Here is a 26199-nt window from a genome sequence, read left to right as displayed (position 1 = left end):
CTCGTCTTGCCTGTATCACACCATACGGAGCGGGGGCTTCTGCGTCAAGCGGAGGCAAAAGGGCTTTTTTCGTCTTTTCCGTACGTTGCGCGCCGCGGACGGAATATCTCCGTTCCCTTCCGGCCGCAGAGGGAAGCGCGGGGAAATTGGGCTTGACATTTACGCCCGACGCGGGAAAACATACCATTTTCTGTCTGCTTTCGGCGGGAGGCGTGCGGCCTGCCGCCCTGCAAGAATATCATGGCGCATCGTCGCGCCCGGAGGAAGCCTCATGGCTGAATATAAGAAAACGCTGAATCTGCCCGTCACCGGGTTCCCCATGAAGGCGAATCTGGTCCAGAAGGAACCGGAAACGCTGAAGTTCTGGGAAGAAAACCATGTGTTCCAGCTCATGCAGGACGCTTCCGGCTCGCGCGGCGAGTTCGTGCTGCACGACGGCCCGCCCTATGCCAACGGCCACATCCATCTGGGCACGGCCCTGAACAAGATCCTCAAGGACATGATCATCAAGTCCCGCAACCTCATGGGCTGGAAGACCGGCTACATCCCCGGCTGGGACTGCCACGGTCTGCCCATCGAGCACAACGTGGAGCTTGAGCTCGGCGAGAAGAAGAAGGATCTGCCTCCGCACGTCATCCGCAAGCGCTGCCGCCAGTACGCGCAGAAGTTCCTCGACATTCAGCGCAAGGAATTCAAGCGCCTCGGCGTGCTGGGCGACTGGGAACATCCCTACATGTCCATGGACCCGGCCTATGAAGCCGTGACCGCCGCCGAACTTGCCACCTTCGTGGAACGCGGGGGCGTGGTGCGCAGCAAGAAGCCCATCTACTGGTGCTGCCACTGCAAGACGGCCCTTGCCGAAGCGGAAGTGGAATACCGCGATCTTTCCTCGCCTTCCATCTATGTGCGCTTCCCCCTGCCGGACCCGAAGCTTGCGGAAGTCATCCCCGGGGCCGACGTTTCCCGCGCCTACATCGTCATCTGGACGACCACGCCCTGGACGCTGCCGAGCAACCTCGCCGTGTGCGTGCACCCCGAGCTGCGCTACGCCCTCGTGGAAGTGGAAGGCAGCCAGTACATTCTGGCTTCCGAACTGGTGGAAAGCTGCGCCAAAACCTTCGGCTGGAGCGATTACCGCCTTGTAGGCGAAACCACGGGCGACAGGCTGGAGAAGCTTGAGGCCCGTCATCCCTTCCTCGACCGTCCTTCTCTCGTCATCAACGGCACCCACGTCACGCTGGACGCGGGCACGGGCTGCGTGCACACCGCTCCCGGCCACGGCCGCGAGGACTACGAAGTGGGCATGAAGTACGGGCTCGACGTGTATTCCCCGCTGGACGACGAAGGGCGCTTCCTGCCCACCGTGGAATTCTTCGCGGGGATGCAGGTGTTCGAAGCCAACCCCGCCGTCATCGCCAAGGTGGAGGAACTCGGTCATCTGCTGGCCAGAAAGGATATTTCCCACTCCTATCCCTGCTGCTGGCGCTGCAAGGAACCCGTCATTTTCCGTGCCACCACCCAGTGGTTCATCGGCATGGAACCCAACAACCTGCGCGGCAAGGCGCTGGACGCCATTCAGAACAAGGTGCGCTGGATTCCTTCCTGGGGTCAGGGCCGCATCTACAACATGGTGGAATCGCGTCCCGACTGGTGCATTTCCCGTCAGCGCATGTGGGGCGTGCCCATTCTCGCCCTCATCTGCAAGGACTGCGGCGAAGTGTGGAACGACCCGGCCTGGATGCGTGAGATAGCCTCCCGCTTCGCCTCCCATCCCACCGGCTGCGACTACTGGTACGAACACGGCGTGGAAGACATCGTTCCCGAAGGTCTGGTCTGCCCCCATTGCGGCGGAAAGCACTGGGAGAAGGAAGACGACATCCTCGACGTGTGGTTCGACTCCGGCACCAGCTTTGCCGCCGTCATGGAACAGCGCCCCGAAGGCAAAGTTCCCGCCGATCTGTACCTTGAAGGTTCGGATCAGCACCGCGGCTGGTTCCACAGCTCCCTGCTCGTTTCCGTGGGCACGCGCGACATCGCTCCCTACAAGGCCGTGCTCACCCACGGTTATGTGGTGGACGGTACGGGCCGCAAGATGTCCAAGTCCATCGGCAACGTGGTGGCCCCGCAGGAAGTCATCGACAAGTACGGTGCGGAACTTCTGCGTCTGTGGGTGGCTTCCGTGGATTACCGCGAGGATATCCGCTATTCCGAAGAAATCATGAAGCGCCTTGTGGATGCCTACCGCCGCATCCGCAACACCTGCCGCTACCTGCTGGGCAGCATTCACGATCTCACCCCCGCCGACCTCGTGCCCTTCGCGAGCATGAAGCCGCTGGACCGCTATGCCCTGAGCCTGGTGGCCGCCTTCCACGAAAGCGCGGAAACCGCCTATCAGGAATACGAATTCCACAAGGTGTTCCAGGGCCTGCACGGCCTTTGCGCCACCGACCTTTCGGCCTTCTATCTCGACGTGCTGAAGGATCGCCTCTATTCCTCTCTGCCGGACAGCGCGGAGCGCCGTTCCGCCCAGAGCGCGCTGTATCAGATGCTGCTCATCATGCTGCGCGACATGGCTCCCATCATGAGCTTCACCGCGGAAGAGGTGTTCCGTCACATTCCCGAGGCGCTGAAGCCCGTGGACGGCGAAGGCCAGCCCGTGATCTCGGTGTTCGCTCTGCCGCAGAAGGACGTTTCCATGTACCGCCTCTCCGACGACGAGCGCGGCGCGTGGGAAATGGTCATGGACATCCGTGCGGGCGTCACCCGCGCCATCGAGCCTCTGCGCAAGGACGGCGTCATCGGTCATGCGCTGGATACCCATGTGACGCTGTATGTGGACGACAAGCTCCGTTCCGCCATTGCCGACAGCGGCGCCGACATGCGTTCCGTGTGCATCGTCTCCCAGCTCGACATCGCATCCTTCAAGGATGCCCCCGTGGACGCGCTTTCCACCGCTCAGCTCGACGAATGCCCCGGCCTTGCCGTGCGCGTGAAGAAGGCGGGCGGAGAAAAGTGCGAACGCTGCTGGATGTACTCCGAGGAACTGGGTACCGATCCTGCCCATCCCACCCTGTGCCCCCGCTGCGCTGCCGTGATGCGGGAGCTTGAAGCGAAGCAGGGCGGGGAAGCGTAGTGAAGGCAGCGAAGCGTTACGGCCTAGTCGCCCTGGTGGCGCTCATCTGGCTTGTGCTGGATCAGCTCGCCAAGGCGGCCGTCACGGCCGGCATACCGCCGGGCCGGGGCTTTCCCGTCATCGACGGGTGCTTCAACATCGTGCATGTGCTGAACCGGGGCGCGGCCTTCGGCTTTCTGAACAATGAGGATACGAGCTGGCAGTTCTGGCTCTTCCTCGGGGCCGCCGTCGTGGTGGGGGGCGTCATCGTCCATATCGTGCGTACCACGCCCCCCAGCCGAATGCTTTTCTTCGGCCTGGGCAGCATACTCGGCGGCGCGGCGGGCAACCTGGTGGACAGGGTGCGCTTCCGCGCGGTGACGGACTTTCTGGACGTGTACTGGGGCGCATGGCACTGGCCGGCCTTCAACGTGGCCGACATCGCCATCTGCCTCGGGGTGGTTGCCGCAGGCTTCGTGCTTCTGCGGCAGAGCCCTGAAGAGGGGAAACACTAGCCATGCTCATTACCGACCTCAGCAGCGAACAGCTTCTCATGCTCATCGTGCCCGCCCTGCCGAACATGTGGGCGCTGAAGCACGCCATGTATCACGATTTTCCCACGCCTCAGGAAAAGTACCGCTGGATGATGGCCTGCGTGTTCATTCCCTGCCTCGGCGGCATTGCCTACTATTTCGTGGGCAGAAAGCACGCCAGCAGGGAAAAGGTGGACATACGCGCCAGAATCGAGGCGGAGCGCGCCCGCGCGGCGGAGGAAAAGGCAAAGGCCGAGGAAGCGCCTTCCGCGCCGTCTGCATCCTCCCCCGTGGAGAAAGCGCCCGAGGCGGCCGAAAGCGCTCCCGTGAGGGAGGCTCCCCGTCCTTCCGGCGGAGACTGGTCGTTCGGCTGTCCCGACGAGGAAAAAAAGCCGCAGGCGTGAAAAATTCCCGCTTCCGGGCCGTTTTTTCGGGAGAAGTTCTTCCCCCGGCGGCACGGAGCGTTCGTGCAACGGGATCGGGCACGGCCCGCATCCTCACCATTCAGGAGAAAAGGTTATGGATCTTATGAAATGGGGCCGCAACCTTGCCCTATTGTCCCTGCCTCTCATGCTTACGGCCTGCGTCACCAGCAGCGAACACAACGCGCTTCAGGCTCAGGTCAACCAGATGAACCGTCAGATGAGCAGCAGCCAGACCAATCAGGCCGACAGCTGGTCCCAGCTCATGGAACTGCGCCAGGAAGTGGCGGAACTGCGCGGTCAGCTCGATACCATCAATTACGCTCTGCAGAGAGCGGGCGGCGCGCAGAAGCTGGCCGATACCGTGGCCCTGCACGACCGCGCCCTGCGCCTTGCGGAAAGCCAGATGGCCCTCGACCTTCAGCTTACCCCCGATCCTTCCGCTCAGGGTATGCCCGGAGTCGCTGCCGGCATGATGCCCGGGGTCGCTGCCGGCGTCGGCATGGGCGATGCCTCCGCGCAGAACGCCATGCAGCCTGCTCCTGCGGCTCCCGTCGCCCCCGCCGCGCAGCCTCAGAACAACGTGGATATGGCGCAGGCTCTGTACGACAACGGTATGCAGGCCTTCAACAACCGCCAGTACGAGGCCGCTCTGCGCTCCTTCAGCGATTTCACCAAAACCTATTCCAAGAACAAGCTGGTTTCCAACGCCTGGTTCTGGCAGGGGGAATGCCAGTATCAGATGAAGAACTACGCCGAAGCCGCGCTGGCCTACGAAAACGTGATTTCCGGCTACCCCAACAGCGTCAAGGCTCCCGCTTCCTACCTGAAGCAGGGCATGTCCTTCCTCCAGCTCAATAAGAAGTCCGCCGCCAAGCAGCGCCTTACCGAACTGACGCGCAAATACCCCAAGGCCCCCGAAACCGCGCGCGCCAAGCAGGTCATCAAGCAGAACAAGCTGTAAGATTCCGGCTCGGCCTTTGTCCGGCCCGCCCGCCGTTCCCCGGCAGGCGGGCTTTTCGTATCCTGCGGCAGGAAAGGCAGGCGCCGCCCCGTACCCCGCCGGGGGGGATCATCTCCCTCCCCATGACCGGCAGGGCGCAAGGCAAAGGTTCTCCTCCGGCTTGCGGTTGTTCCGCGGCGCTTTGGAGGGGATTGCGCAGATGTTTTGCAGGCCTTCCGCCGCTTCTGCGGCATGGCCGTGGAGCGGAAGGCCTGCCCCCTCCGCCGTCTGCCGGCCGGGAAGGACAGGGCGCGCAAAGGCCTGCCTGGCCCCGTTCCGGCTGCCATTCCGGCGTGAGCGTGTCCTGCCGGACCCGCCGACGCTGGCCGACCGTTTCCCGGCACGGCCGGGAAACGGTCGGCCAGAGGAAGAGATTTCAAGAGGGAAGGGGGATGCGCTATGCCATTGCCTTATCCTGCCCCGCCTGTGCATGACTTTTTTCAACGCGTGCCCATCGTTCGATGGTGAAGGCACAGAACACCGGCAACGCCTCATGCCGCTTTCGCCTGCGAAGGTCAGACCTTCCTCCACGCAATGCTCGTTTCTTGGTGGCGAAGGAGAGCGTGTTTTCCGCGCAGGATGCGGCCCTTCCTTGCGCAGGGCGCACCTTTTCTCAATGCGTTTTGCCCCCGCCCGCTGAGGGCGGCCCTGTTTCACGCGAGATCTTCCGGTGTGAGGAGGAACGCTTTGTTGCAACGCTCCGGGCGGGCCGCAAGGGCCGCGCAGGCGGAATGCACTTCCGCCGTAAGAGTGACCGAAGCGTACATGTCCCGCCCTCTGTACAGCGTGTCCCGGGAGACGCACCTTTGCGCCGCACGGCGCTGGCATGGCTATGTCTTTGCGTTGCACAGGTTCCAGAACGGTCGTGCCTTCGCGCCGCACGGGCGAAGGCGGCGGCGCTTGGCAAGCGTGAAAGAATCAGCTATGATATCCTGTTTTTCAAGGTATGTCATTTTTTTCTTCATTACTATCAGGATTCGATATGCCGGATACCATAAAAAACGAAGAGGAGCTGCACGTCACGGCTCCTGAAGATTCCCTTCCTCCCTGCTCGCTGGAAGAACTTCCCGACATCATGCGCGAGGCCTGCGCCCGCGCAGGCTGGACGCGCCTCATGCCCGTGCAGGCGCATACGCTTCCCTATCTCATGGCCGGGCGCGACATCATGGTGCAGTCGCGCACGGGCAGCGGCAAGACCGGCGCGTACCTTCTGCCGCTTCTTTCCCTGCTGAACCCGGAGGAAAAAAAGCCCCAGGCGCTCATCCTTGCCCCCACGCGCGAGCTGGCGAGTCAGGTGGAACATGAGGCCGCCGTGCTTCTGGAAGGCACGGGGCTTTCCGCAGCCGCCCTTTACGGCGGCGTGGGGTACGGCCGTCAGCTTGAGGCGCTCCGTTCCGGCGTGCAGCTCATTGTGGGTACTCCCGGTCGCGTGCTCGACCATCTTCTGCGCCGCACCCTGTCGCTGGATGCTTTGCGCGCCCTTGTTTTCGACGAGGCCGACCGGATGCTCTCCATCGGCTTCTACCCCGACATGAAGGAAATCCAGCGCTATCTGCCGAAAAGGCCGCTGCTTTCCACGCTCTTTTCCGCCACCTATCCCCAGCACGTTCTGAATCTCGCCGGGGAATTTCTGCGCGATCCGCAGATGCTCAGCCTCTCCCAGGGGCAGGTGCATGTGGCCACCATTCAGCACCTGTATGTGGAATGCGGCCGCATGGACAAGGACCGCACCCTGGTGCGCCTCATGGAAACGGAAAACCCCACCTCGGCCATCATTTTCTGCAACACCAAGTCCAACGTGCATTACGTCACCGCCGTGCTCAAGGGCTTCGGCTACAATGCCGACGAGCTTTCAGCCGACCTTTCGCAGAACAGGCGCGAGGAAGTGCTTTCCCGCCTGCGCGAGGGCAGGGTGCGCCTTCTCGTGGCTACGGACGTGGCGGCCCGGGGCATAGACATTCCGGCGCTTTCCCATGTGTTTCTCTATGAACCGCCGGAAGACAGGGAATCCTACATCCACCGTGCGGGCCGTACCGGCCGCGCGGGGGCTGCGGGTACGGTGATTTCCCTGGTGGACATCATGGAGAAGATGGAGCTTCAGCGCATCGCCTCCTTCTACCGCATCGACATCACGCCCCTGCCCAATCCCACCGATGAGGATGTGGCCCTTGCCGCCGGACGCAGGGAAACCGCGCTTCTGGATGCGCGCCGCCGCGCCTGCACCGGCCTTCAGCTGGAAAGGGCGCGCCGCTACCTCCCTCTGGTGAAGGAAATGGCCCGCGGCGAGGATGAGGATCAGCTTCTTCTGCTGGCGCTTTTGCTCGATGCGGACTATCAGCGCAGCCTCGGCATGGAACAGTCTCTGCCGAAGGCCCGTGCGGAAAAGGATGCCGAGTCTCCCCGCCGCAGACGCAGGGAAAAGAGCGAAGCTTCCTCCGGGGAAGAGGGCGGAGAGAAGTCCCGTTCCTCCCGCCGCCGTTCCCGCCGCAGGGACAAGGCGGAAGAGGGCGCTCCCGCTCAGGAGCAGATGCCGGAAGAATCCGTGAACGAAGCCACCCCCGAGGCGCAGCCTGCGCCGGAAGGCGAGGGCCGTCGCCGCAGACCGCGCCGTCGTTCCCGCCGCCGTTCTTCTCAGGAAGGGGAGAGCGCCGCAGGCGAAGCCCCCGCGCAGGCGGAAGCCGAGTAGCGTCGTGCGTGTTCCCGGCATGGTGGTGGACCCGCAGGCCGGCAATGCCGACCCGCAGGCTCTGGCGGCTACCTTTGAGGCGCTGCTTGCGGATGCGGACTTTTCCACCTTTCTCAAACTTCTCGGCACAGGGCGTCTGGCCTTTTCCGCCAGGCGCGCTCTGCGCCCCGTGTTTTCGGCGCTCTGCGTCGGCCTGTGGCGGCTGGCTCTGAAAAGGGCCGTGCCGGACAATGAGGAGGCGGCCTACACGCTCTACCTCGATTCGCTCTGGCCCAGGCTGAAGGACGCCGACGCCTACATGGTTCTGGTGCGCGACATCGCCCGCTTCCTGCCCGAAAGCGGGGCGGACGATTTCACTCCCACGGCGCGCGAGATGTTTTCCCGCGCCGGGCGCGAACCGGATCAGGCGAAGCTGGTGGGCATGGCGCTCTTTTTGCGCCGCCTGTACGATTATTTCTTCAACCACATCATATAATTCAGGAATCACTATGCCTCAGTACGGCGACCTTGTCATTCTGGCCTCTCCCCGCGGAAAGCGGCACATCTACCGCATCGAACAGGGGCAGGATCTGCACACGCAGGACGGCGTCATGCGCGCCTGCGACGTGGTGGAGGCCGAATTCGGCACGGAAGTACGCACGGCCAAGGGCGTGCCCTTCCGCCTTCAGAAGCCGCAGCTTCACGATCTCGTCATGGGCATCAAGCGTCAGACGCAGATCATGTATCCCAAGGATATGGGACTCATCTGCTTCAAGCTCGGGGTGGGCAACGGCCGCACCATTCTTGAGGCGGGTTCCGGTTCCGGCGGTTTCACGCTGGCGCTTTCGTGGTTTTCCGGGCCGGAAGGCCATGTGCACAGCTTCGAGGCGCGCGAGGAGTTCCACAAGCTGGCCAAGCGCAACCTGGAATGGGCGGGCGTGGGCAAAAACGTCACGCTGCACCTGCGCGATATTGCGAACGGCTTCGGCGTGGACGACCCGGACTGCCTGAACGGCAAAAAGGGCGACGCGCTCTTTCTCGACGTGCGCACCCCCTGGGAGTACCTCGACGCCGCGCGCGAGGCCCTTGTGCCCGGCGCTCCCATCGCCTTCCTTCTGCCCACGGTGGAGCAGGTTTCCCAGCTCATCACGGCGCTGGAAATCGGCCCCTTTGAGGAAACGGAAGTGTGCGAGGTGCTGGTGCGTCCCTGGAAGGTCGTCCCCGGCCGTCTGCGTCCTGCGGACCGCATGAGCGCGCATACCGCCTTTCTGGTGTTTACGCGCATTCAGGAAAGAAGCGCCGACTGGGATGCCCTCATCCCTCTGGGCACGCGCGAACGCAAGCAGGAGGCGGCCCGTCAGGCCCGCCTTGCCGCCGCGCGCGGAGAAGACCCGGAAAGCGTGGAATACGACGTTTAGCCCCTTCCGCCGGGAGGGGCCAAAGGCCCGGGGCGCGCGTTCCGAGGGAGTTTTCTCCGAAGCGTCGCCCCGGCTTTTGTCCTGTGTCTTCCGGCCCCGCCTGCCGCGTTTTTCGGGAAAACGGGCCGGGCGCCGGCCCGTTCAGGGGCTTTTCGGAAGAAAGAGAAATTTCAAGCCAACCGTTCCCGGGGCCGTGCGCCCACCATCATGCCATGAACATCACCATTCAGAATCTTTCCAAGTCTTACGGCGGCCGCGACATTTTCAACGATTTCTCGCTGGACATCGTGGACGGCATGCGCCTTTGCGTATGCGGCCCCAACGGCACGGGCAAATCCACGCTTCTGCGTATGCTGGCGGGCGTGACCGCGCCCGACGGCGGGCGCGTCATCATTCCGCGCGAGTGCCGCGTGGGCTATGTGGAACAGATGCTGGACGAGAACACGCTGGATGTGCCGCTTCTGGAATGGGTGCAGGCTGCTCTGCCCGACTGGGGCGATTTCTGGCAGGAATGGGAAAAGGCGCAGCAGAGCGGGGACGCGGCGGCCATGAACCGCCTCATGGCGCGGCAGCACGATCTGGAAACGCGCTACGGCTACAATCCCGAGCAGCGCGCCCAGACGGTGCTTTCCGGCCTCGGTTTCGTGAAGGACAAGTGGAAGCTCCCCATAAGGCAGCTTTCCGGCGGCTGGCGCGAAAGGGCGAAGCTTGCGCGCGTGCTCACCGCCGGGGCGGACGTGCTCTTTCTCGACGAACCTACCAACCACCTCGACCTTGAGGCCGTGGAATGGCTGGAAGAATTTCTCATGGACTTCAAGGGCGTGCTGGTTTTCGTGGCCCACGACCGTGTGTTCATGGACCATGTGGGCACGCATGTGCTCTATCTCGGCGCGTCGAAGCCCATCTTCCGCAAGTGCAACTATTCCAAATTCCTGGAGCTTCAGGAGGAGATAGAGGAACAGCGCGAGCGCGAGGCGAAGCAGATAGCCGACGAAATCGCCCATAAGATGGATTTCGTGCGCCGCTTCAAGGCCAAGGCCACCAAGGCGCGGCAGGCGGGGTCCCGCCAGAAGCAGGCCAGGAAGCTGGAAAAGGAACTGGAGCAGTACAGGCCGGAACCGAAGAGAAAGGAGCTTTCCTTCAAGTGGCCCGAGGCCGCGCCTTCGGAAAAGGTGGTGCTCGCCGCCTCCGAGCTGGCCTTTCATTTTCCCGACGGCACCACGCTCTGGCCGCCGCTCACCTTCTCCCTGTTCCGGGGGCAGAGAATAGGCCTTGTGGGGCACAACGGCTGCGGCAAGTCCACGCTGCTCAAGATTCTGGCGGGCAGGCTCGCCCGCACGGGCGGCAGCTTCACCATGGGGTCTTCCACGCGCATGGGCTACTACAGCCAGCAGCAGGCCGAAACGCTGGATCTCGGCGGTACGGTGCTCGGGGAAATGCGCCGTCTTTCCGATCCGCACACCACGGAAGAGGAGCTCATGAGCGTGCTCGGCCTCTTCATGCTGGGGCAGGGCTATTTCGACAGGAACGTGGATTCGCTCTCCGGCGGTGAGAGAAGCCGCCTTGCGCTGGCGCTGCTGTTCCTTCGCCGCTGCAACTTTCTGGTGCTCGACGAACCGACCAACCACCTCGACCTGGAAAGCCGCGACGCGCTGGTGGAGGCTCTGGAAGCCTTCGACGGCACGCTTCTCGTTGTGGCCCACGACAGGCACCTGCTTACCGAGGCCGTGGATGAGATATGGGCCGTGGACGATACGGGCATCACGGTGTACAAGGAAGGCTTCGCCGAGTACGACGCGGCCCGCCGCGCCGCGCGCACGCAGGTGAAGCAGGCTGCGGAAGAGGCCCGCGCCGCAGCTCCGGGCAAGGCGGTTCCGGGGCTTTCCCGCGAGGACCTGAAGCGCATCAAGCGCGAACAGGCCGAGCAGAGAAACGCCCTGTACAAGAAGCTCAAGCCGCTTCAGGCAAAATATGCGGACAGGGAAAAGGCGCTGGAAGAGGTGCTTGCCCGCCATGACGAGGTGGAAAAGCTCCTTGCCGATCCTTCCGTGTACGCCGACGGGGCGAAGGCCACGAGCCTGCTCAAGGAATTCCACGATCTGGAGGAACGCTCCGAAAAGGGCCTTGAGGAACTCGGCGTGCTGGAAGCCGAGATAGCGGAACTCGAGGCGCAGCGCGCCGCCCTTTCGCTGGACGGCGGCGAGTAGGTTTTCCGGCGGAAAAGAAAGCGGCGCATTGTCATCATTCTGCCCCAGTTCTGTGTCATGCTGGGACGGTTCGTGAGAATGGCGCCGCTTCACTGATTTTTTTCTGGAAATTTTTTCAGGAAAGGTAGACTATCGTGCTGGACGCAGATGTCGGTCCGCAAGCCGTTTCTCTTTTTTTTGTGGAGCAGCCGTGATCGATCGGAAGTATTTGCAGTGCCATTTTTTCAGATCGCAGACCGAGGAAAGGGACATGCACAGGAAAAAGCCGCAGGGGGGGAGGTTGTACCGCATCGGGGAAGCAGCCCGGGCGCTGAACCTTCAGACCAGCGTGCTTCGTTTCTGGGAAGGCGAGTTCCCCGCACTCCGGCCCGTGCGTACGCCCAAAGGGCAGCGCCTGTACACGGAAAGCGACATGGAACTTCTGCGTAAGATCCGTTCCCTGCTTCACGAACAGGGCATGACCATCGAAGGCGCGCGCCGTGTGCTTTCCGGGCAGGCCATGCCCGCCCTTGCCGAGGCTCTTTCCTCCGGTCCCTCCTCGCTCGCCGGGGCCGACGAGGCCCTTTTGCGGGACATCGTGCGTTCTCTTACGGACATACGCGCCCTGCTCACCTCCAACCCGTCCAAGGAGAATCGCTCATGATACTTTCGCCCTCGCTTCTCTCCGCCGACTGCGGAAACCTGGCACAAACTCTGCGGGAACTGGAACAGGCCGGAGTGAAGTGGGTCCACTGGGACGTGATGGACGGGCACTTCGTGCCCAACATGACGTTCGGTCAACATGTCATCAAAGGCCTGCGCCCGGCGTCGGGTCTTTTTTTTGACGTGCACCTCATGATAGAGCAGCCCGAACGCTACCTTGCCGACTTCAAGGCGGCGGGCGCGGACATGCTCGTGGTTCATGCCGAATCCACCGGGCATCTTCAGCGCACTCTTGCGGAAATACGCCGCCTGGGGATGAAGGCGGGCGTGGCCCTCAATCCCGCCACGCCGCTCTGCGTGCTGGACTATGTTCTGGACGATGTGGACATGGTTCTTGTCATGAGCGTGAACCCCGGTTTCGGGGGTCAGAAATTTCTGCCCGCCACGTTCCGCAAGGTGGCGGAACTGCGGGCGAAACTCAACGCGGCCGGCCGGAGCGACTGCCTTGTGCAGGTCGACGGCGGCGTGAATCTGGAAAACACGAAAGCCCTGACCGAAGCCGGGGCGGACGTGCTTGTTTCCGGTTCCGCCTTTTTCGGCCATCCTCCCTTCAGCGAACGCTATGCCGCGTTCATGGCCGCCGCCGGCTGCTGAAAATTTTTCCGTACTATCCCTAAGGAGACAGCTTTTATGCCTACTCGCGCAGAACTTGCCAATGCCATCCGCGCCCTTTCCATCGACGCCATTGAAAAAGCCAGGTCCGGCCACCCGGGTGCCCCCATGGGTATGGCCGACATGGCGGAATCTCTGTGGCGCGGCTTTCTGAAGCATAATCCTGCCGACCCCGCGTGGCCCAACCGCGACCGTTTCGTGCTTTCCAACGGCCACGCCTCCATGCTGCTTTATTCCCTGCTGCACCTCACCGGTTACGACCTTTCCATGGACGATATCCGCGCTTTCCGTCAGCTCGGCGCGAAAACCCCGGGCCACCCGGAAAAGGGCGTCACTCCCGGCGTGGAAGTCACCACCGGACCTCTCGGTCAGGGCATCGCCACGGCGGTGGGCATGGCCCTTGCCGAACGCATGATGGCCCGTGAATTCAACCGCGAAGGCTTCCCCGTCATGGATCACTACACTTGGGTGTTCCTCGGCGACGGCTGCCTCATGGAAGGCCTTTCTCAGGAAGCCTGTTCCCTGGCGGGCACCTGGAAGCTCGGCCGCCTCATCGCGCTTTACGACGACAACGACATTTCCATCGACGGCGAGGTGAAGGGCTGGTTCACCGACGATACGCCCGCCCGTTTCGAAGCTCTGGGCTGGCATGTGGTGCGCGGCGTGGACGGCCATGACGGCGAAGCTCTGGACATGGCCATCCGCGAAGCCATGGCCGTTACGGACAGGCCCTCCCTCATCTGCTGCAAGACGGTCATCGGACGTTTCGCACCCACCAAGGCGGGCACCGCCTCCTGCCACGGCGCGCCCCTCGGCCCCGAAGAAGCCGCCGCTGCCCGCGCCGCCATGGGCTGGAGCGCGGAACCCTTCACCGTGCCGGAAGACATCCGCGCCGCGTGGGATGCGCGTGAAAAGGGCGCGGCAGCCCAGAAGGCATGGGAAGACATGTTCGCCGCCTATGAAAAGGCCTATCCCGAACTCGCTTCCGAATTCCGCCGCCGCATGAAGGGCGAACTGCCCGCGGCCTGGCCCGCGCCCGTGCGGCCGTGGAAGCCGCCGCTGCCGAAGAAAAGGCCGTCGCCACCCGTGTGGCGGGCAAGAACGCGCTGAACATCATCGCTCCCGCGCTGCCGGAACTCGTGGGCGGCTCGGCCGACCTCAGCGGTTCCGTAGGCACGGAGTTCAAGGGCGCGAAGTCCCTTGACGTGTGCGACTACTCGGGCAACTACATTCATTACGGCGTGCGCGAGTTCGGCATGGGCGCGGTGATGAACGGCATGGAGCTGCACGGCGGCTTCATTCCCTATGCGGGAACCTTCTTCGTGTTCTCCGATTACGCCAAGAGCGTCATCCGTTCCGCCGCCATCATGAAGCGCCGCGTCATCTGGGTGCTCACCCACGATTCCATCGGTGTGGGCGAAGACGGCCCCACCCATCAGCCCGTGGAGCAGATCGCCGCGCTGCGCATGACTCCCGGGATGCAGGTGTGGCGTCCGTGCGACAGTCTGGAAGCCGCCGTTGCCTGGACGGCGGCCGTGGAATACAAGAACGGCCCCGTGTGCCTCATCATGAGCCGCCAGGGCCTGCCGCAGCAGAAGGGCGCCGCCTCCCGCGAGGAAGGCATCCGTCGCGGCGGTTATGTTTTGAAGGACTGCGAGGGGCAGCCGGAACTTATCTACATTGCCACGGGTTCCGAAGTGCAGCTCGCCGTTCAGGCTGCGGAGGCTCTTGAGGCTCAGGGCCGCCGCGTGCGCGTGGTGTCCATGCCCTGCTGCGAAGTGTTCGACAGGCAGGATGCCGCCTACCGTGAAGCCGTTCTTCCCTCCGCCGTCCGCGCCCGTGTGGCCGTGGAAGCTCAGAGCGCCGCATGGTGGTGGAAGTATGTGGGGCTTGACGGTCGTGTCGTTGGTATGGGAACATTTGGGGCTTCCGCTCCCGCGGGTAAACTGTTCCCCCATTTTGGCTTCACAGCGGAAAACATCGCGCAGCAGGGGCTCGACCTGCTGTAAGGAAAGGAGATCGCATTATGAAAGCACTGACCATGAATGATGTGGACATGAAGGGCAAGCGCGTCGTCATGCGCGTGGACGTGAATGTCCCCATCCACGACGGCGTCATCACCAGCGACAAGCGCATCCGCGCCGTGCTGCCCACCATCAGGAAGGCTCTTGACGCGGGCGCGGGCGTCATCCTGCTCGCCCATCTCGGCCGCCCCACCGAAGGCGTGTTTGAAGAGCAGTTCTCTCTGCGCCCCGTGGCCGCCCACATGGGCAAGCTCCTCGGCATGGAAGTGGGCTTCTGCGCCGATCCGCTGAACGGCGTGGAATGCAGGCCCGGCGAAGTGGTGCTGTGCGAAAACGTGCGCTTCTTCAAGGGCGAGAAGAAGAACAATGAAGAACTGGCCGCCAAGTACGCCGCCATGGGCGACATCTACGTCATGGACGCCTTCGGCGCCGCCCATCGCGCCCAGGCCTCCACGGAAGGCGCGCTTCGCAAGGCCGCCGTGGCCGTGGCCGGTCCTCTGATGTTCGCGGAAATGGAAGCCGCCACCAAGCTGCTCGACAATCCCGAACGTCCTCTCTACGCCATCATCGGCGGTTCCAAGGTGTCCACCAAGCTCACCGTGCTGGAAAACCTGCTCAAGCATGTGGACGGCCTCATCGTGGGCGGCGGCATCGCCAACACCTTCCTGGAAGCCGCGGGCTGCAATATGGGTTCCTCCCTCGTGGAAAAGGACCTCATTCCCGAAGCCAAGCGCCTCATCGAAATGGCCAGGGAACGCAACGTCATTCTGCCCCTGCCCACCGATGTGGTGGTGGCTCCCAGCTTTGAACGCGCTTCCGAAGCCGTGACCAAGAAGGTGTCCGAACTCTCCGCCGAAGACTGCGCCTTCGACATCGGCGAAGAAACCGCCAGGGAATACGCCCGCCTTCTGGCCGACGCCCGCACCATCGTGTGGAACGGCCCCGTGGGCGCCTTTGAAACCGTGCCCTTCGACAAGGGCAGCCGTGCTCTGGCCGACATTCTGGCCGACTGCAACGCCTACACCCTGGTGTGCGGCGGCGATACCGTGGCTGCCGTGGAATCCTTCGGCGTTGCCTCCAAGATGGGCTACCTCTCCACCGGCGGCGGCGCGTTCCTGGAAGTGCTGGAAGGCAAGACCCTGCCCGCCGTGGCCGCCCTTGCCGACGCCGCTTCCAAGTAAGCGATTTTGCCTTATATGAAAAAAGCCGCCTTCGGGCGGCTTTTTTTGTGCCCGGGGCCGTATGTTCCGGGCAGAATTTTTTGTGCGGCAGGGGAAACGCATGCTTTTTCAGGCGCTTCGGGCAAATGTGCCTCCTCGGCCGGAAAGCGCCTTTTGCGGGCGGCATTGGGCCATTCTGCCGGTGTTTTCCTGCCTTCCGGCAGAGCCTTTTTTCTGGATGGAGAGCCCCGTTCACGGACGTTTGCGGGCATCCCGGGGCGGGGAATGCCGGAGTATCTTCCGGCACGGAACCGCAGGTTCCAGGCAGGCAGGAACCTGCGCCACAGAAAAGGAAAGCCCGCCTGAAGGGAAGGCTCCGGGCGGGCAGAAATGCCGGTGCGAAGCGCGGGGCTGCCGCAAAATTATGACGAAAATGTGAAGTTTTTTTATACTATTATCTTGCATTTTATAAAATAGTTAGCTAGATTTATTTAACTTTAAATTGCTATAACTTTAATAATATTTAAAAAAATAATCTAAAAGATGGGGGATTTTGATGAAAAGTATCAAGTTTTTTTTATTTTATGTGGGAATAGTATTTATTTTAAGTGGATGTGGAACATCAAATAAAACAACTATTTCAAGTTCTGCAGATTTAAAAGAATATAATTATGCAACATTAACTAATGTAATGATGTATAAAAGTTCGCCAGTTCTTATGGAACTTTCTGTGCGAATATATGATGCTTTGTCAGAAACTAGACTAAAAGTAATTGGAGATAAAGAAATAAGTGAACTATCTGAAAATGATAAAATGGAATTATTACTTGTTCAATATGCTGCACATCAAAATATAAATGAATCTGTTGTGAGTATTAATTTTGTTGAATATTTATCAGGAAAACCAGTAGCTTCTTTCAGAGGAGCTTTTGGTATGGGAATAACTTTGGAGCAAGATATGGATATTGCTATAAAAAATGCATTAAACCAAATGAAAGAATATTTTTAGAAGAGGGCAGTTTTACTAAGCGTAGTATAATATTTTAAAGAAAATGGAAAAGCAAAAAAGGAAGGGATCTCGCCCCTTCCTTTTTTACGGATTATTTCTTTTCCACAATGAACAGCGTGATGTAGTCGTTTCTGCTGGTCTGCACAAGGAAGCGTTCCACCACGCGCAGGGGAGAGGCTTCGCCCTCCAGCACGGCGGGCGGCGTGGTATCGGTATCAAGCAGAAGAAAGCGCGTTTCGGGCACGGCGTCGAGGCTGGTGATGAGCGTGGTATCCTTGCCGATTTCCCATTCTTCCGTAGGGCCGAAGCCGTCGAAGGAATAGCAGGGCAGCTCCTGCACGCGGGGCAGGCTGCGAAGCTCTTCCAGCGAACAGGTGGGCGGCGTTTTCTGCACCACCGGGCGGGCGGAACCCATGCGGAAGGCGCAGAGCACCACGCACAGCACGAGCATACAGGAAACGGGTACGAGGCGCGCGGGTCTTTTCAGACCGAAGAGCCCGATGGCGAGGCAGAGCAGGGCAAAGAGCAGCGCCCAGAGAAGATAGGCCCTGTGGTTCCATCCCACAAAGAGGCAAAGCCCCACGGCTGCCGCCGTACCGAGGCCGAGATGCACGGTGACGAGCCGTTTTTCCCACAGGCCGAGCGTGCCCTTTTTCAGCTCTTCCGCCCAGTGCCGCAGCATGGCGGCGCACAGCAGCGCCAGGGGCACCATGGCGGGCATGAGGTAGCGTTCCTTCTTTTCCGGCACGAGGGAAAGAAACAGCAGGGAGAAAAGGAACCAGAGAAGCAGGAATTTGTTTTTCTCCCAGTGTTCCCTGTCGAGGCGGCGGCAGGCAAGGGAGGCCACGGCGGGCAGCGCCCATGCTCCGGCAAAGGCGGGGAAGGAAAGGTAGAAGAAGAAGGAGGCCAGGTGCCGGGTGCTCCAGGCCGCCACTTCGCCTTTGGCCACTTCCGCAGCCACATGGGGCACGGCGAAGTACACATAGGCATACCAGAGCGAACCGAGCAGCGTGCCGCCGAAGAGAATGACGGCAAGGCGCTTCCACGGCACGGGCCTTCTGCAGAGAAGAAGCGCGGCAAGGAAGGGCAGCAGCATGGTGTAGAGCTGCACCGGGCCCTTGCTGAGGATGGAGGCCGCCATGAGAAGCACCCCGGCGACCAGCGAGGCTTTCCCCTGCCGCATGAGGCAGAGCAGCGCGCCCGCCATGAACACCACGGAATAGATGTCCCAGGAATTGGTGGTGCCGAGCTTCAGGGTGAGCAGCATGGAGGAGAGGGCAAGGCCTGCGTAGAGGGCTTCCTTTCTTTCTCCGAAAAGGGTTTTGTGCAGATCGAAGGCGAACACTCCGAGCAGCGCCGAAACAAGAATCACGGGCAGGTGCAGGGCCGTCATGGAAGGCGCGGGGTCAAGCAGAAATACGGGCGCCGTGAGCCATACGGGCAGGGGCGGCTTGTTCAGGCGTATCTCGGTGTAGAGGTGGGGGATGAGCCAGTCGCCGTCGAGCGCCATGGACTGGGCGGAAATGAGGTTGCGCGCCTCCATGATGCCCGTGCCGTACACATATACGAGGGGCAGCAGCACGGCGACTCCGAAAAGATAGAGGAATATGCGGATGGCCGCATCGGGAACGGGGAGGGAATCGTCTTTCGCTGGAACCCGGGCCGTTTTTTCCTCCGTGTGTTCCTCTCGTGCGGGGGCGTCGGCGCGAGCGTCGCGTATGCCTATCATGATGTTGCGCGCATAGGCGCAGAGCCCGAGGGCCTGGCCGAGAATGAGCACGATATCGAGCCGTATCAGACCGTAGAGGCAGATGAGCACGGAACCTGTCAGGCTGATGACCCAGAAGCCCATGGGCAGTACGGAAACGTGGCGGGAACGGCTGTACCACCACTGATACACGAAGCGCAGGGTGAAGAGCGCCTGCGCCGCGCAGCCGAAGAGAAGCAGCGGCAGGGGAATGTCGGGGTTGCCGAACAGCGTTTTCGCCATGTCCGCGCCCCCGGCCATGAGGCTCAATGCGGCCGCAGGCGGCATGAGCGCGACGATGCCGCGCAGCCACGGCGCGGTTTTCTGCCAGATGCCGTTGGCCTTGAGGTTCCAGATATAGATGTAATAGGAAAGAAACTGCCCGAGAATGATGGCGAAGTCTTCCCTCAGCCAGCCGTAGAGCATGAGCAGGCAGGAACCGCAGATGCTGAATACCCAGAACAGGGAAGGCGATATGATTTTTTTCGCCTTTTCGGTTTTTATCCACTGATGGAGCATACGCAGGGAAAAAAAGCCCTGAGCGAGCAGTCCCACGCCTGTGACGAGCAGGTATTCTTTCATGGCATGTCCTTGCGTGCGCGCTTCCGGCAGGGAGCCTGCGGGGCCCGTGCGGCGCGCCTGGGGAAAAAGCGGGCCTCGCGTCGCCCGGCATGGCTGCCGGAAGCGGACGGGAGGCCGCGTTCGTGCAAAAGTTTTCTGTGGGCGGGGGGCGGGAGGCAGGGCCGGCCGCGCCGTTGCGCGGAAAAGGGCTGCCTTCGTCCGCCGCCGCGTCATTCTCTGCCGGTGTCGCTTCCGGCGAGGTTGTCGGCCTTCACCTTGTAGTCGATATGCCGTTTCTGCATCCAGCGTACGGCAAAGCAGTCCATGAGGGGCGAGATGAGCCTGTTCCACAGGTGGAACTTGGAAACGCCCGCCACGCGCGGAAAATGCGACACGTCCACCTGCTTCACCCTGCCGCCCTCCATCTGCACCAGAGCGGCGAAGAAGCGGTGCATACCCTTGAAGAAGGGCAGGCGTCGGGCCATGTCGGTATGCATGACCTTGAGCGGGCAGCCGGTGTCGCGCGCGCCGTCCTTCACCATCATGCGGCGGAAGCCGTTGGCCACGCGGGACTGGAATTTCTTGAAGGCCGTGTCCTTTCTTTTCGCGCGCACGCCGGTGACGAGTTCGTATTCGTCGAGATAGGGCGTGAGCAGGTCGAGTTCCTCGGGAGCGGTCTGAAGGTCGGCGTCGATATAGGCCACATACGGGGAAAGGGCCTTGTCCATGCCCGCCTTGATGGCGGCGCTCAGGCCGCAGTTGCGGGAAAATTCAAGGAAGAAGAAGTGCTCGTGTTCCCTGCACGCCTCGCGGATGAGCTCGCCGCTGTTGTCGGTGGAGCCGTCGTTGATGAACAGCACGCAGGAGTGCTTCTTCGCCGCGGGCAGGTAGGCGGCGAGGCGTGCGGAAAGAGCGCGCATGTTGTCTTCTTCGTTGTAGACGGGAACAAGTATGGTCAGTTCATACCGGGCGGTCTGATTGAACGGGCTGTTCATGGTGTATCTTCCGGCGGACGCCGAGTTGAGGCTCTGGGCCGCAAAGGCTCATCGCGTGGGGTTGAGAGGGGAATCGTACCACGAGGCGAAGCGCCGTATGCCTTCCGCAAGGGGCGTTTCGGGGCGGAACCCGGTGAGATTGCGAAGCTTCGTCGTATCGGCGAAGGTCTGGTACACGTCGCCCTTCTGCATGGGCAGCATGTGGAGCTCGGCCTCTTTGCCCAGAGCATGTTCCAGTGTGCGGATAAAGTCCATAAGTTTCATGGGGTGCCCGCAGCCCACGTTGAAGATGTCGGTGGGCACGTCGCCTTCCGGCGCGTGGTCCATGAGGCGCATCACCGCTTCCACGATGTCGTCGATGTAGGTGAAATCGCGCGAGAGATTGCCGTTGTTGAACACGTTGATGGGCTTTCCGGCAAGAATGGACCTGGCAAAGAGCGAGGGGGCCATGTCCGGTCTGCCCCAGGGGCCGTACACGGTGAAGAAGCGCAGCCCCGTGGAGGGAATGCGGTAAAGGTGCGCGTAGACGTGGGCGATGAGTTCGTCGCAGCGTTTGGTGGCCGCGTAGACGGAAACCGGCGTATTCACCGGGTCGTCTTCATGGAAGGGCGTTTTTTCGTTGCCGCCGTACACGGAGCTGGAGGAGGCGTAGAGCAGGTGCCGCACCGGGTGGCGGCGGCAGCATTCCAGCAGATTCACGAGACCGAGCACGTTGCTCTGCACATAGGCGCGCGGGTTTTCCAGCGAATAGCGCACCCCTGCCTGCCCCGCGAGGTTGACCGCCATGTCGAAATGATGGCGGCGGAACAGCTCTTCAAGGCCGTCTTCGTCTTCCAGGCGCATCTTTACGAAGTGGAAGGCGGGGTTGCCGCCCGTGATTTCCACGCCGCAGGGGGCGTCCTCCTCAAGACCGAGCCGGGCCAGCCGGGCCTTCTTGAGCTGCGGGGAATAATAGTCGTTGATTTCGTCGATGCCCGTGATTTCATGCCCCTCGCTCAGGAGCCGTTTTGCCAGAGAAAATCCGATGAAGCCCGCCGCGCCGGTAATGAGTATATGCATGTCAGCCTCGTTTTCCAAAAGGAGCGCGCTTCACGGCGGTGCCGGAAGGCGCGAAAAAGCCTGAAACGGCCGTTCAGCCTATGCGGTACAGGGTGAAGCCCGCGTTTTTCGTCTCTTCCGGCAGATAGATGTTGCGCCCGTCGAAAAGGGCGCGGCCCTGCATGTTCTGCGTAAGCATCCGCCAGTCGGGCCTGCGGAATTCCTCCCACTCCGTCACAAGGGCGAGGGCTTCCGCGCCGAGGGCGGCCTCGTACATGTCGCGGGCGAAGAACACCGTATCGCCGAGCAGCCCGCGGGCCTTGTCCATGGCCACGGGGTCGAAGACGCGCACGCGGCAGCCCGCGTCGAGAAGGGCGCGGATGAGCGTGAGCGAAGGAGCCTCGCGCATGTCGTCGGTACCGGGTTTGAAGGCAAGGCCCCATACGGCCATGGTTCTGCCTTCGAGCCGTCCCCCGAAGTGGCGGGAAATTTTTTCAAAGAGCACCTTTTTCTGCGCTTCGTTCACCTTTTCCACGGCTTCAAGCACGGAAAGGGAGCGTCCGTGCCGTGCGGCCGTGGCAATGAGCGCCTTCACGTCCTTGGGGAAGCAGGAACCGCCGTAGCCGCAGCCCGCCTGAAGGAAGCTTGCGCCGATGCGCCTGTCCCTGCCTATGCCCGCGCGCACCATGTCCACATCGGCGCCCACCTTCTCGCAGAGGTTGGCGATGTCGTTCATGAAGGAAATGCGCGTGGCCAGCATGGCGTTGGCCGTGTACTTGGTCAGTTCCGAGGATGCCCTGTCCATGAACAGCAGCTTTTCCTCCACGTTCAGGAAGGGGCGGTAGAGGTCGGCCATCACGGCGCGGGCTCTTTTGCTTTCCGCCCCGACGATGACGCGGTCCGGCTCCGTGAAGTCGCTCACGGCATGGCCTTCCTTGAGAAATTCCGGGTTGGAAACCACGTCCACGCGGAAATGTTCGCCGCGCCGCGCGAGTTCCCCGGCAAGAATGCGTTCCACCTCCGCCGAAGTGCCCACCGGCACGGTGGACTTGACCACCACCACGACGTCGCCCGACAGCATCTGCCCCAGGGAATGCGCGGCGTTGCAGACATAGCGGATATCCGCGCTGCCGTCCTCGCCCTCGGGCGTGCCCACGGCGATGAAGGCCGCGTCGACCCCGTCGAGGGTTTCGGCAAGGGAGGCGGAAAAGTGCAGCCTGCCTTCTGCGGCGTTGCGGTGGATAATTTCGGGGAGGCCGGGTTCATAGATGGGGCAGTCGCCCGCGCACAGACGGGCAATCTTGGCCTCGTCCGTATCCATGCACCACACGTCGTGTCCCGCATCGGAAAAACAGGCGGCGGTGACAAGCCCCACATAGCCGGAACCGATCACGCTTATCTTCATGAACTTTCCTCTGTTTCCTTTCTCCTGCGGGGCACGGACTCCGGTCCGTGCGGGGGAAAGGGGATATGGGCGAAAGGGCCTGAAGGCGGCCCGGAAAGGCGCACGCGCTTCCCCGGTCCGGGGCGGAGAGGCCGCCGTGCGGGGCGGCCGCAGGTGCGCATACGCCATGCAAAACACGAGCCGGCCGCTTTTCGGCACAAAGCGGCCGGCCGGGGAATATTTTTTCTCACCACCATGAATAATGGCGGAAAAACACAACTGTCAATGCCTGTTACAGTCCGTTACCGTTGTCTTCGGCGTGCATTCTGCCGCACGCGGGGCGGAGAAAGGAGCTTTTTCCGCCGCTCTCATGCCTGCGACCTGTTCTTTAGCGCGGGAAGAAGGGGGAAACCATGATATTTGCCCGTTTCCTGCGGAAAAGGCCCGTGAACACCTTCCTCCCCGGCAGGAAGACCAGGCCGCCCTGCGGGAGGCGCGCTTCGCGGAGAGGCTTTTCGTTGTGCGCAGCACCTCAGTCTTTCAGGCTTTCCTTCAGCGCCTCGGCCACCAGCGCGCCCGAGGCGAAGGCCCAGTGTATGTTGTAGCCGCCCAGAAGCCCGGCGACATCCACCACCTCTCCGCAGAAGAAGAGCCCGGGCACGACAAGGCTTTCCATGCGGCGGGAAAGGGAGGAGAACGAGATTCCGCCCGCAGCGGCTTCCGCCTTCTTCAATCCTTCCGTTCCCGCGGGAACGATGCGGAAGCCGTGCACCGCCTCCGCAAGGCGCAGCCTGTCTTTGCGGGAAAGTTCCGCGGCCTTGCGGCGGCCGGTCTCTTCGGGGCAGAGCGCGTCTGCAAGGCGTGCGGGAAGGTGGCGGGCCAGAATGTTGCGGGCCAGCATCTTTCCGTATTCTCTGGCATCGAGAAGCTCCATGACGGGAAGCTCGGGCAGAAAATCGATACGAAGCTCGTCGCCCTCCCTCCACCGGCAGGAGGCCACCAGAGCGGCCGGGCCGCTTATGCCCCTGTGGGTGAAGAGCATGGGGCGTATGCCCTCGGGGTCGGTCCAGAGTTCCTGTCCGTCGCGCAGGATGGTTATCCTTACGTTGAGGCTTATGCCCTCAAGTCCGGCAAGGGGCCAGTGCTGCGGCATGACGAAGGGCGTGAGCACGGCCCGGAAGGGAATGAGCCTGTGGCCCCAGCGTTCGGCGCTTTTCGCCACGGCCGCGCCGGCTCCCACGGCGGGGAAGGCCGGGGAACCCGTGGCCACCACAAGGCGCCTTGCCGTCACCGGTTCGTTTCCGGCCATGAGGGAGAAGAGGCCGCTTTTTTCCCTGCTTCTGCCGAAGGCGGGATTCTGGGAAGAGGAGGGCGGAGCAATCTCCCGCGCCGTGCGCCCGAGGTAGAAGTCCACCCCCGCGTCGTCGCACTGCATGGCAAGGCGTTCCGCCACAAGGCAGGCCGGGCGCAGGCCGAAGATCTGCCCGAAATCCCGTTCCTCGAAGGGCAGGGAAAGCTCGCGCATAATATCCAGCGCCTTTTCGCAGGGAAAGAGGCGCAGCACGGCGCGCACCCGTTCGGGGTGTTCGGAAACGTAGCGGTTTTCCGCAATGATGCGGTTGGTGATGTTGCCGCGCCCCCCGCCCGCCAGGGAGAGTTTGGCCCCCGGGTCTTCGTGACTGTCGATGAGGGCGACGCGCAGATGCGCGCGGGCGGCGTTTCTGGCGCAGAGCAGACCGGCGGGGCCTGCCCCTATGATGGCGGCGTCGTAACAGATCATGGTGCCTCCGTGCGCGTGAAGAAGGTTTCGCCCGCGCGGGCGCTGTTGCAGGAATGCGGCTCAGCTTCTGCCGGCGGCGCGTTCTTCGCGCAGGGCCGTGACGAGGGCCACGGCCTTGATGCCGAGAAGTTCGCCGGTGAAGCCGAGTTTTTCTTCCGTGGTGGCCTTGAAGGCCACATGGTCGAGGGGCAGGTCGAGCAGGCGGGCCACGTTGCGGCGTATGGCGTCGGCGCGGGGGGCCAGCTTCGGCTTCTGGGCCACGACGGTGAGATCGGCATGGACGAGGCGCACGCCCGCTTCTGCGGCGAGAGTGAGCACATGGTCGAGCATGACGGACGAGGCGATGTTCTCAAAGGCCGGGTCGCTGTCGGGGAAGAGCCTGCCTATGTCGCCCCCGGCAAAACATCCGAGAACGGCGTCCATGAGGGCGTGCAGCAGCACGTCGCCGTCGGAATGGGCGCGGATGAGGTATTCCCCGCCTATTTCCACCCCGCCGAGCATGAGGGGACGGTTGCCGCCGTAGGCGTGTACGTCGTAGCCGTAGCCGCAGCAGGGCAGGGGCATGGACGGGGGCGTGAGCAGGGCGAGATCGCGGGGGTGGGTGATCTTCACGTTGGTTTCCTCTCCTTCCACCACGCGCACGGTTTTGCCGCAGTACTCCATGAGCGAGGCGTCGTCGGTCACGGTCCGGCCTTCCTCTTCGGCGCGGGCATGGGCGGTGCGGAGTTCTTCGGTAAAGAAGGCCTGGGGCGTCTGCACGGCGCGGAGAGTTTCGCGCGGGGGCGTGCGGGTGATGCGTCCGTTTTCGTCGGTTTCCTTGATGGTGTCGGTCACGGCAAGGCCGGGAACGGCTCCGGCCGTACCTTCCTCATCCAGGGCAAGGGCGAGCCGCGTCACGAGGGCCGTGCTTACGAAAGGACGCGCGCCGTCGTGCACGAGCACCTTTTCACAGCTTTCCGGCAGGGCGTCGAGGCCGTGGCGTACCGAGTCCTGCCGTCTGTCGCCGCCTGCGGCGAAGCGGAAGGGCACGCCGCAGGAATGCCCGGCATTGAGCCTGAGCGCCTCGTTTTTCGCTTCTTCCAGCCGTTCTTCGGGGAAGACGAACACAAGTCCGTGCACCAGAGGCGAAGCGGCCATGGCCATGGCCGAACTCCACCAGAGCGGCGCGCCCCTGTAGGGCAGAAACTGTTTCGCCTCGCCGCCCGTGGCCTTTGCCATGCGTGTTCCCTGCCCTGCGGCAAGGATGACGCCCCAGCATTCCCGTTGCATGGTTCCTCCCGGATAGCGCCGCGCCGGAATGAAAGCTCCCTTTCCGCGCGGAGAAAAGGGCCAGAAAAGGCTTGTCCGCAGGGAGATTCCCTTCGGAAAAGCATAAAAAAACGCCCGGAGCGCCGTGGCCCGGAAGGCCTGCGGCGTGCCGGACATACGGCATGGGGAGGGAGCTTGCGCCCCCTCCCCATAAGAAGGAGTCAGACTGTAAGCCGGGTTTTGTACCGCCCCGGAGGGCGGCGGCTGTCATTCCTCTAGAGACGCGGTTACCCGCGCCTTCAAGCAACCTACCCGGAAACCATGAGCCGGGCCGGCCGGTTTCCCTATTTGGTCTTGCTTCGGATGGGGCTTGCCTGGCCTGACGTGTCGCCACGCCAGCCGGTGAGCTCTTACCTCACCGTTTCACCCTTACCGTCCCGGAGAACGGCGGTCTGCTTTCTGTTGCGCTTGCCAGCGGTCACCCGCTCTGGCTGTTAGCCAGCATCCTGCCCTGCGAAGCCCGGACTTTCCTCCCCGGACCGTGAGGTCCGCGGCGACAGCCCGTCCGACTCCATGATG

18 protein-coding genes, 1 other RNA gene and 1 pseudogene are annotated in these 26199 nt (G+C 62.4%); 13 read left to right on the top strand and 7 right to left on the bottom strand.

Features of this window, described 5'->3' with window-relative positions; genetic code table 11:
- The first annotated feature begins 271 nt into the window (after window positions 1-271).
- The 13 genes and pseudogenes from ileS to CZ345_RS16715 all read left to right on the top strand — a co-directional run bounded on the left by ileS (window position 272) and on the right by CZ345_RS16715 (window position 16867).
- The gene (gene ileS / locus CZ345_RS12100; RefSeq protein WP_077073381.1) at window positions 272-3133 is read left to right on the top strand and encodes an isoleucine--tRNA ligase; all 2862 of its coding nucleotides are present in this window, start codon (window positions 272-274) and stop codon (window positions 3131-3133) included.
- Entirely contained in the window at window positions 3133-3627 is a 495-nt protein-coding gene (lspA, locus tag CZ345_RS12095) for a signal peptidase II (protein WP_077073380.1), read from the top strand. Before ileS ends, lspA begins: the two co-directional genes overlap by 1 nt.
- A gap of 2 nt (window positions 3628-3629) precedes the next feature.
- Complete coding sequence (locus tag CZ345_RS12090) at window positions 3630-4049, top strand: PLD nuclease N-terminal domain-containing protein (RefSeq protein ID WP_077073379.1); 420 nt, start codon at window positions 3630-3632, stop codon at window positions 4047-4049.
- A 115-nt stretch (window positions 4050-4164) separates the two neighbouring features.
- A complete protein-coding gene (gene ybgF, locus CZ345_RS12085) occupies window positions 4165-5031 on the top strand; it encodes a tol-pal system protein YbgF (RefSeq protein WP_083717413.1) in 867 nt (288 codons plus the stop codon).
- Window positions 5032-6052: 1021 nt separating this feature from the next.
- Complete coding sequence (locus CZ345_RS12080) at window positions 6053-7756, top strand: DEAD/DEAH box helicase (protein WP_077073378.1); 1704 nt, start codon at window positions 6053-6055, stop codon at window positions 7754-7756.
- Window positions 7757-7760: 4 nt separating this feature from the next.
- Window positions 7761-8231, top strand: a complete 471-nt coding sequence (locus CZ345_RS12075; protein WP_144277347.1) for a hypothetical protein — start codon at window positions 7761-7763, stop codon at window positions 8229-8231.
- A gap of 13 nt (window positions 8232-8244) precedes the next feature.
- Window positions 8245-9153, top strand: a complete 909-nt coding sequence (locus CZ345_RS12070; protein WP_077073376.1) for a tRNA (adenine-N1)-methyltransferase — start codon at window positions 8245-8247, stop codon at window positions 9151-9153.
- A gap of 212 nt (window positions 9154-9365) precedes the next feature.
- Complete coding sequence (locus tag CZ345_RS12065) at window positions 9366-11360, top strand: ABC-F family ATP-binding cassette domain-containing protein (RefSeq protein WP_077074089.1); 1995 nt, start codon at window positions 9366-9368, stop codon at window positions 11358-11360.
- A gap of 250 nt (window positions 11361-11610) precedes the next feature.
- Complete coding sequence (locus CZ345_RS12060) at window positions 11611-12003, top strand: MerR family transcriptional regulator (RefSeq protein ID WP_077073375.1); 393 nt, start codon at window positions 11611-11613, stop codon at window positions 12001-12003.
- Entirely contained in the window at window positions 12000-12656 is a 657-nt protein-coding gene (rpe, locus tag CZ345_RS12055) for a ribulose-phosphate 3-epimerase (protein WP_077073374.1), read from the top strand. Before CZ345_RS12060 ends, rpe begins: the two co-directional genes overlap by 4 nt.
- A 36-nt stretch (window positions 12657-12692) precedes the next feature.
- Window positions 12693-14683: pseudogene (tkt, locus tag CZ345_RS12050) on the top strand (transketolase).
- Between the two features lie 17 nt (window positions 14684-14700).
- Entirely contained in the window at window positions 14701-15879 is a 1179-nt protein-coding gene (locus CZ345_RS12045; RefSeq protein ID WP_077073373.1) for a phosphoglycerate kinase, read from the top strand.
- Window positions 15880-16414: 535 nt separating this feature from the next.
- The gene (locus CZ345_RS16715) at window positions 16415-16867 is read left to right on the top strand and encodes a hypothetical protein (protein ID WP_144277346.1); all 453 of its coding nucleotides are present in this window, start codon (window positions 16415-16417) and stop codon (window positions 16865-16867) included.
- A gap of 91 nt (window positions 16868-16958) precedes the next feature.
- Here CZ345_RS16715 and CZ345_RS12030 read toward each other — a convergent pair whose 3' ends face one another.
- The 7 genes from CZ345_RS12030 to rnpB form a co-directional block, all read right to left on the bottom strand.
- Window positions 16959-19196 (bottom strand): lipid-A-disaccharide synthase N-terminal domain-containing protein, encoded by a 2238-nt coding sequence (locus CZ345_RS12030; protein ID WP_077073370.1) that lies wholly within the window; start codon window positions 19194-19196, stop codon window positions 16959-16961.
- A 209-nt stretch (window positions 19197-19405) separates the two neighbouring features.
- Complete coding sequence (locus CZ345_RS12025; protein ID WP_077073369.1) at window positions 19406-20170, bottom strand: glycosyltransferase family 2 protein; 765 nt, start codon at window positions 20168-20170, stop codon at window positions 19406-19408.
- Between the two features lie 48 nt (window positions 20171-20218).
- Entirely contained in the window at window positions 20219-21229 is a 1011-nt protein-coding gene (locus CZ345_RS12020) for an NAD-dependent epimerase/dehydratase family protein (RefSeq protein ID WP_077073368.1), read from the bottom strand.
- 73 nt (window positions 21230-21302) lie between these two features.
- Window positions 21303-22613 carry a UDP-glucose dehydrogenase family protein gene (locus CZ345_RS12015; RefSeq protein ID WP_077074088.1) on the bottom strand — a complete coding sequence of 437 codons (1311 nt, stop codon included), beginning with the start codon at window positions 22611-22613 and terminating at the stop codon, window positions 21303-21305.
- Between the two features lie 511 nt (window positions 22614-23124).
- On the bottom strand, window positions 23125-24372 hold the full coding sequence (locus tag CZ345_RS12010; RefSeq protein WP_077073367.1) for a BaiN/RdsA family NAD(P)/FAD-dependent oxidoreductase: 1248 nt from the start codon (window positions 24370-24372) through the stop codon (window positions 23125-23127).
- Window positions 24373-24432: 60 nt separating this feature from the next.
- On the bottom strand, window positions 24433-25641 hold the full coding sequence (gene ispD, locus CZ345_RS12005) for a 2-C-methyl-D-erythritol 4-phosphate cytidylyltransferase (protein ID WP_077074087.1): 1209 nt from the start codon (window positions 25639-25641) through the stop codon (window positions 24433-24435).
- Between the two features lie 192 nt (window positions 25642-25833).
- Window positions 25834-26193, bottom strand: an RNA gene (gene rnpB / locus CZ345_RS12000) — RNase P RNA component class A.
- Window positions 26194-26199 lie beyond the last annotated feature (6 nt).

The organism is Mailhella massiliensis (genome assembly GCF_900155525.1).
In the GTDB taxonomy this organism is placed as follows: domain Bacteria; phylum Desulfobacterota; class Desulfovibrionia; order Desulfovibrionales; family Desulfovibrionaceae; genus Mailhella; species Mailhella massiliensis.
This window is presented reverse-complemented; position numbering and strand designations above follow the sequence as displayed.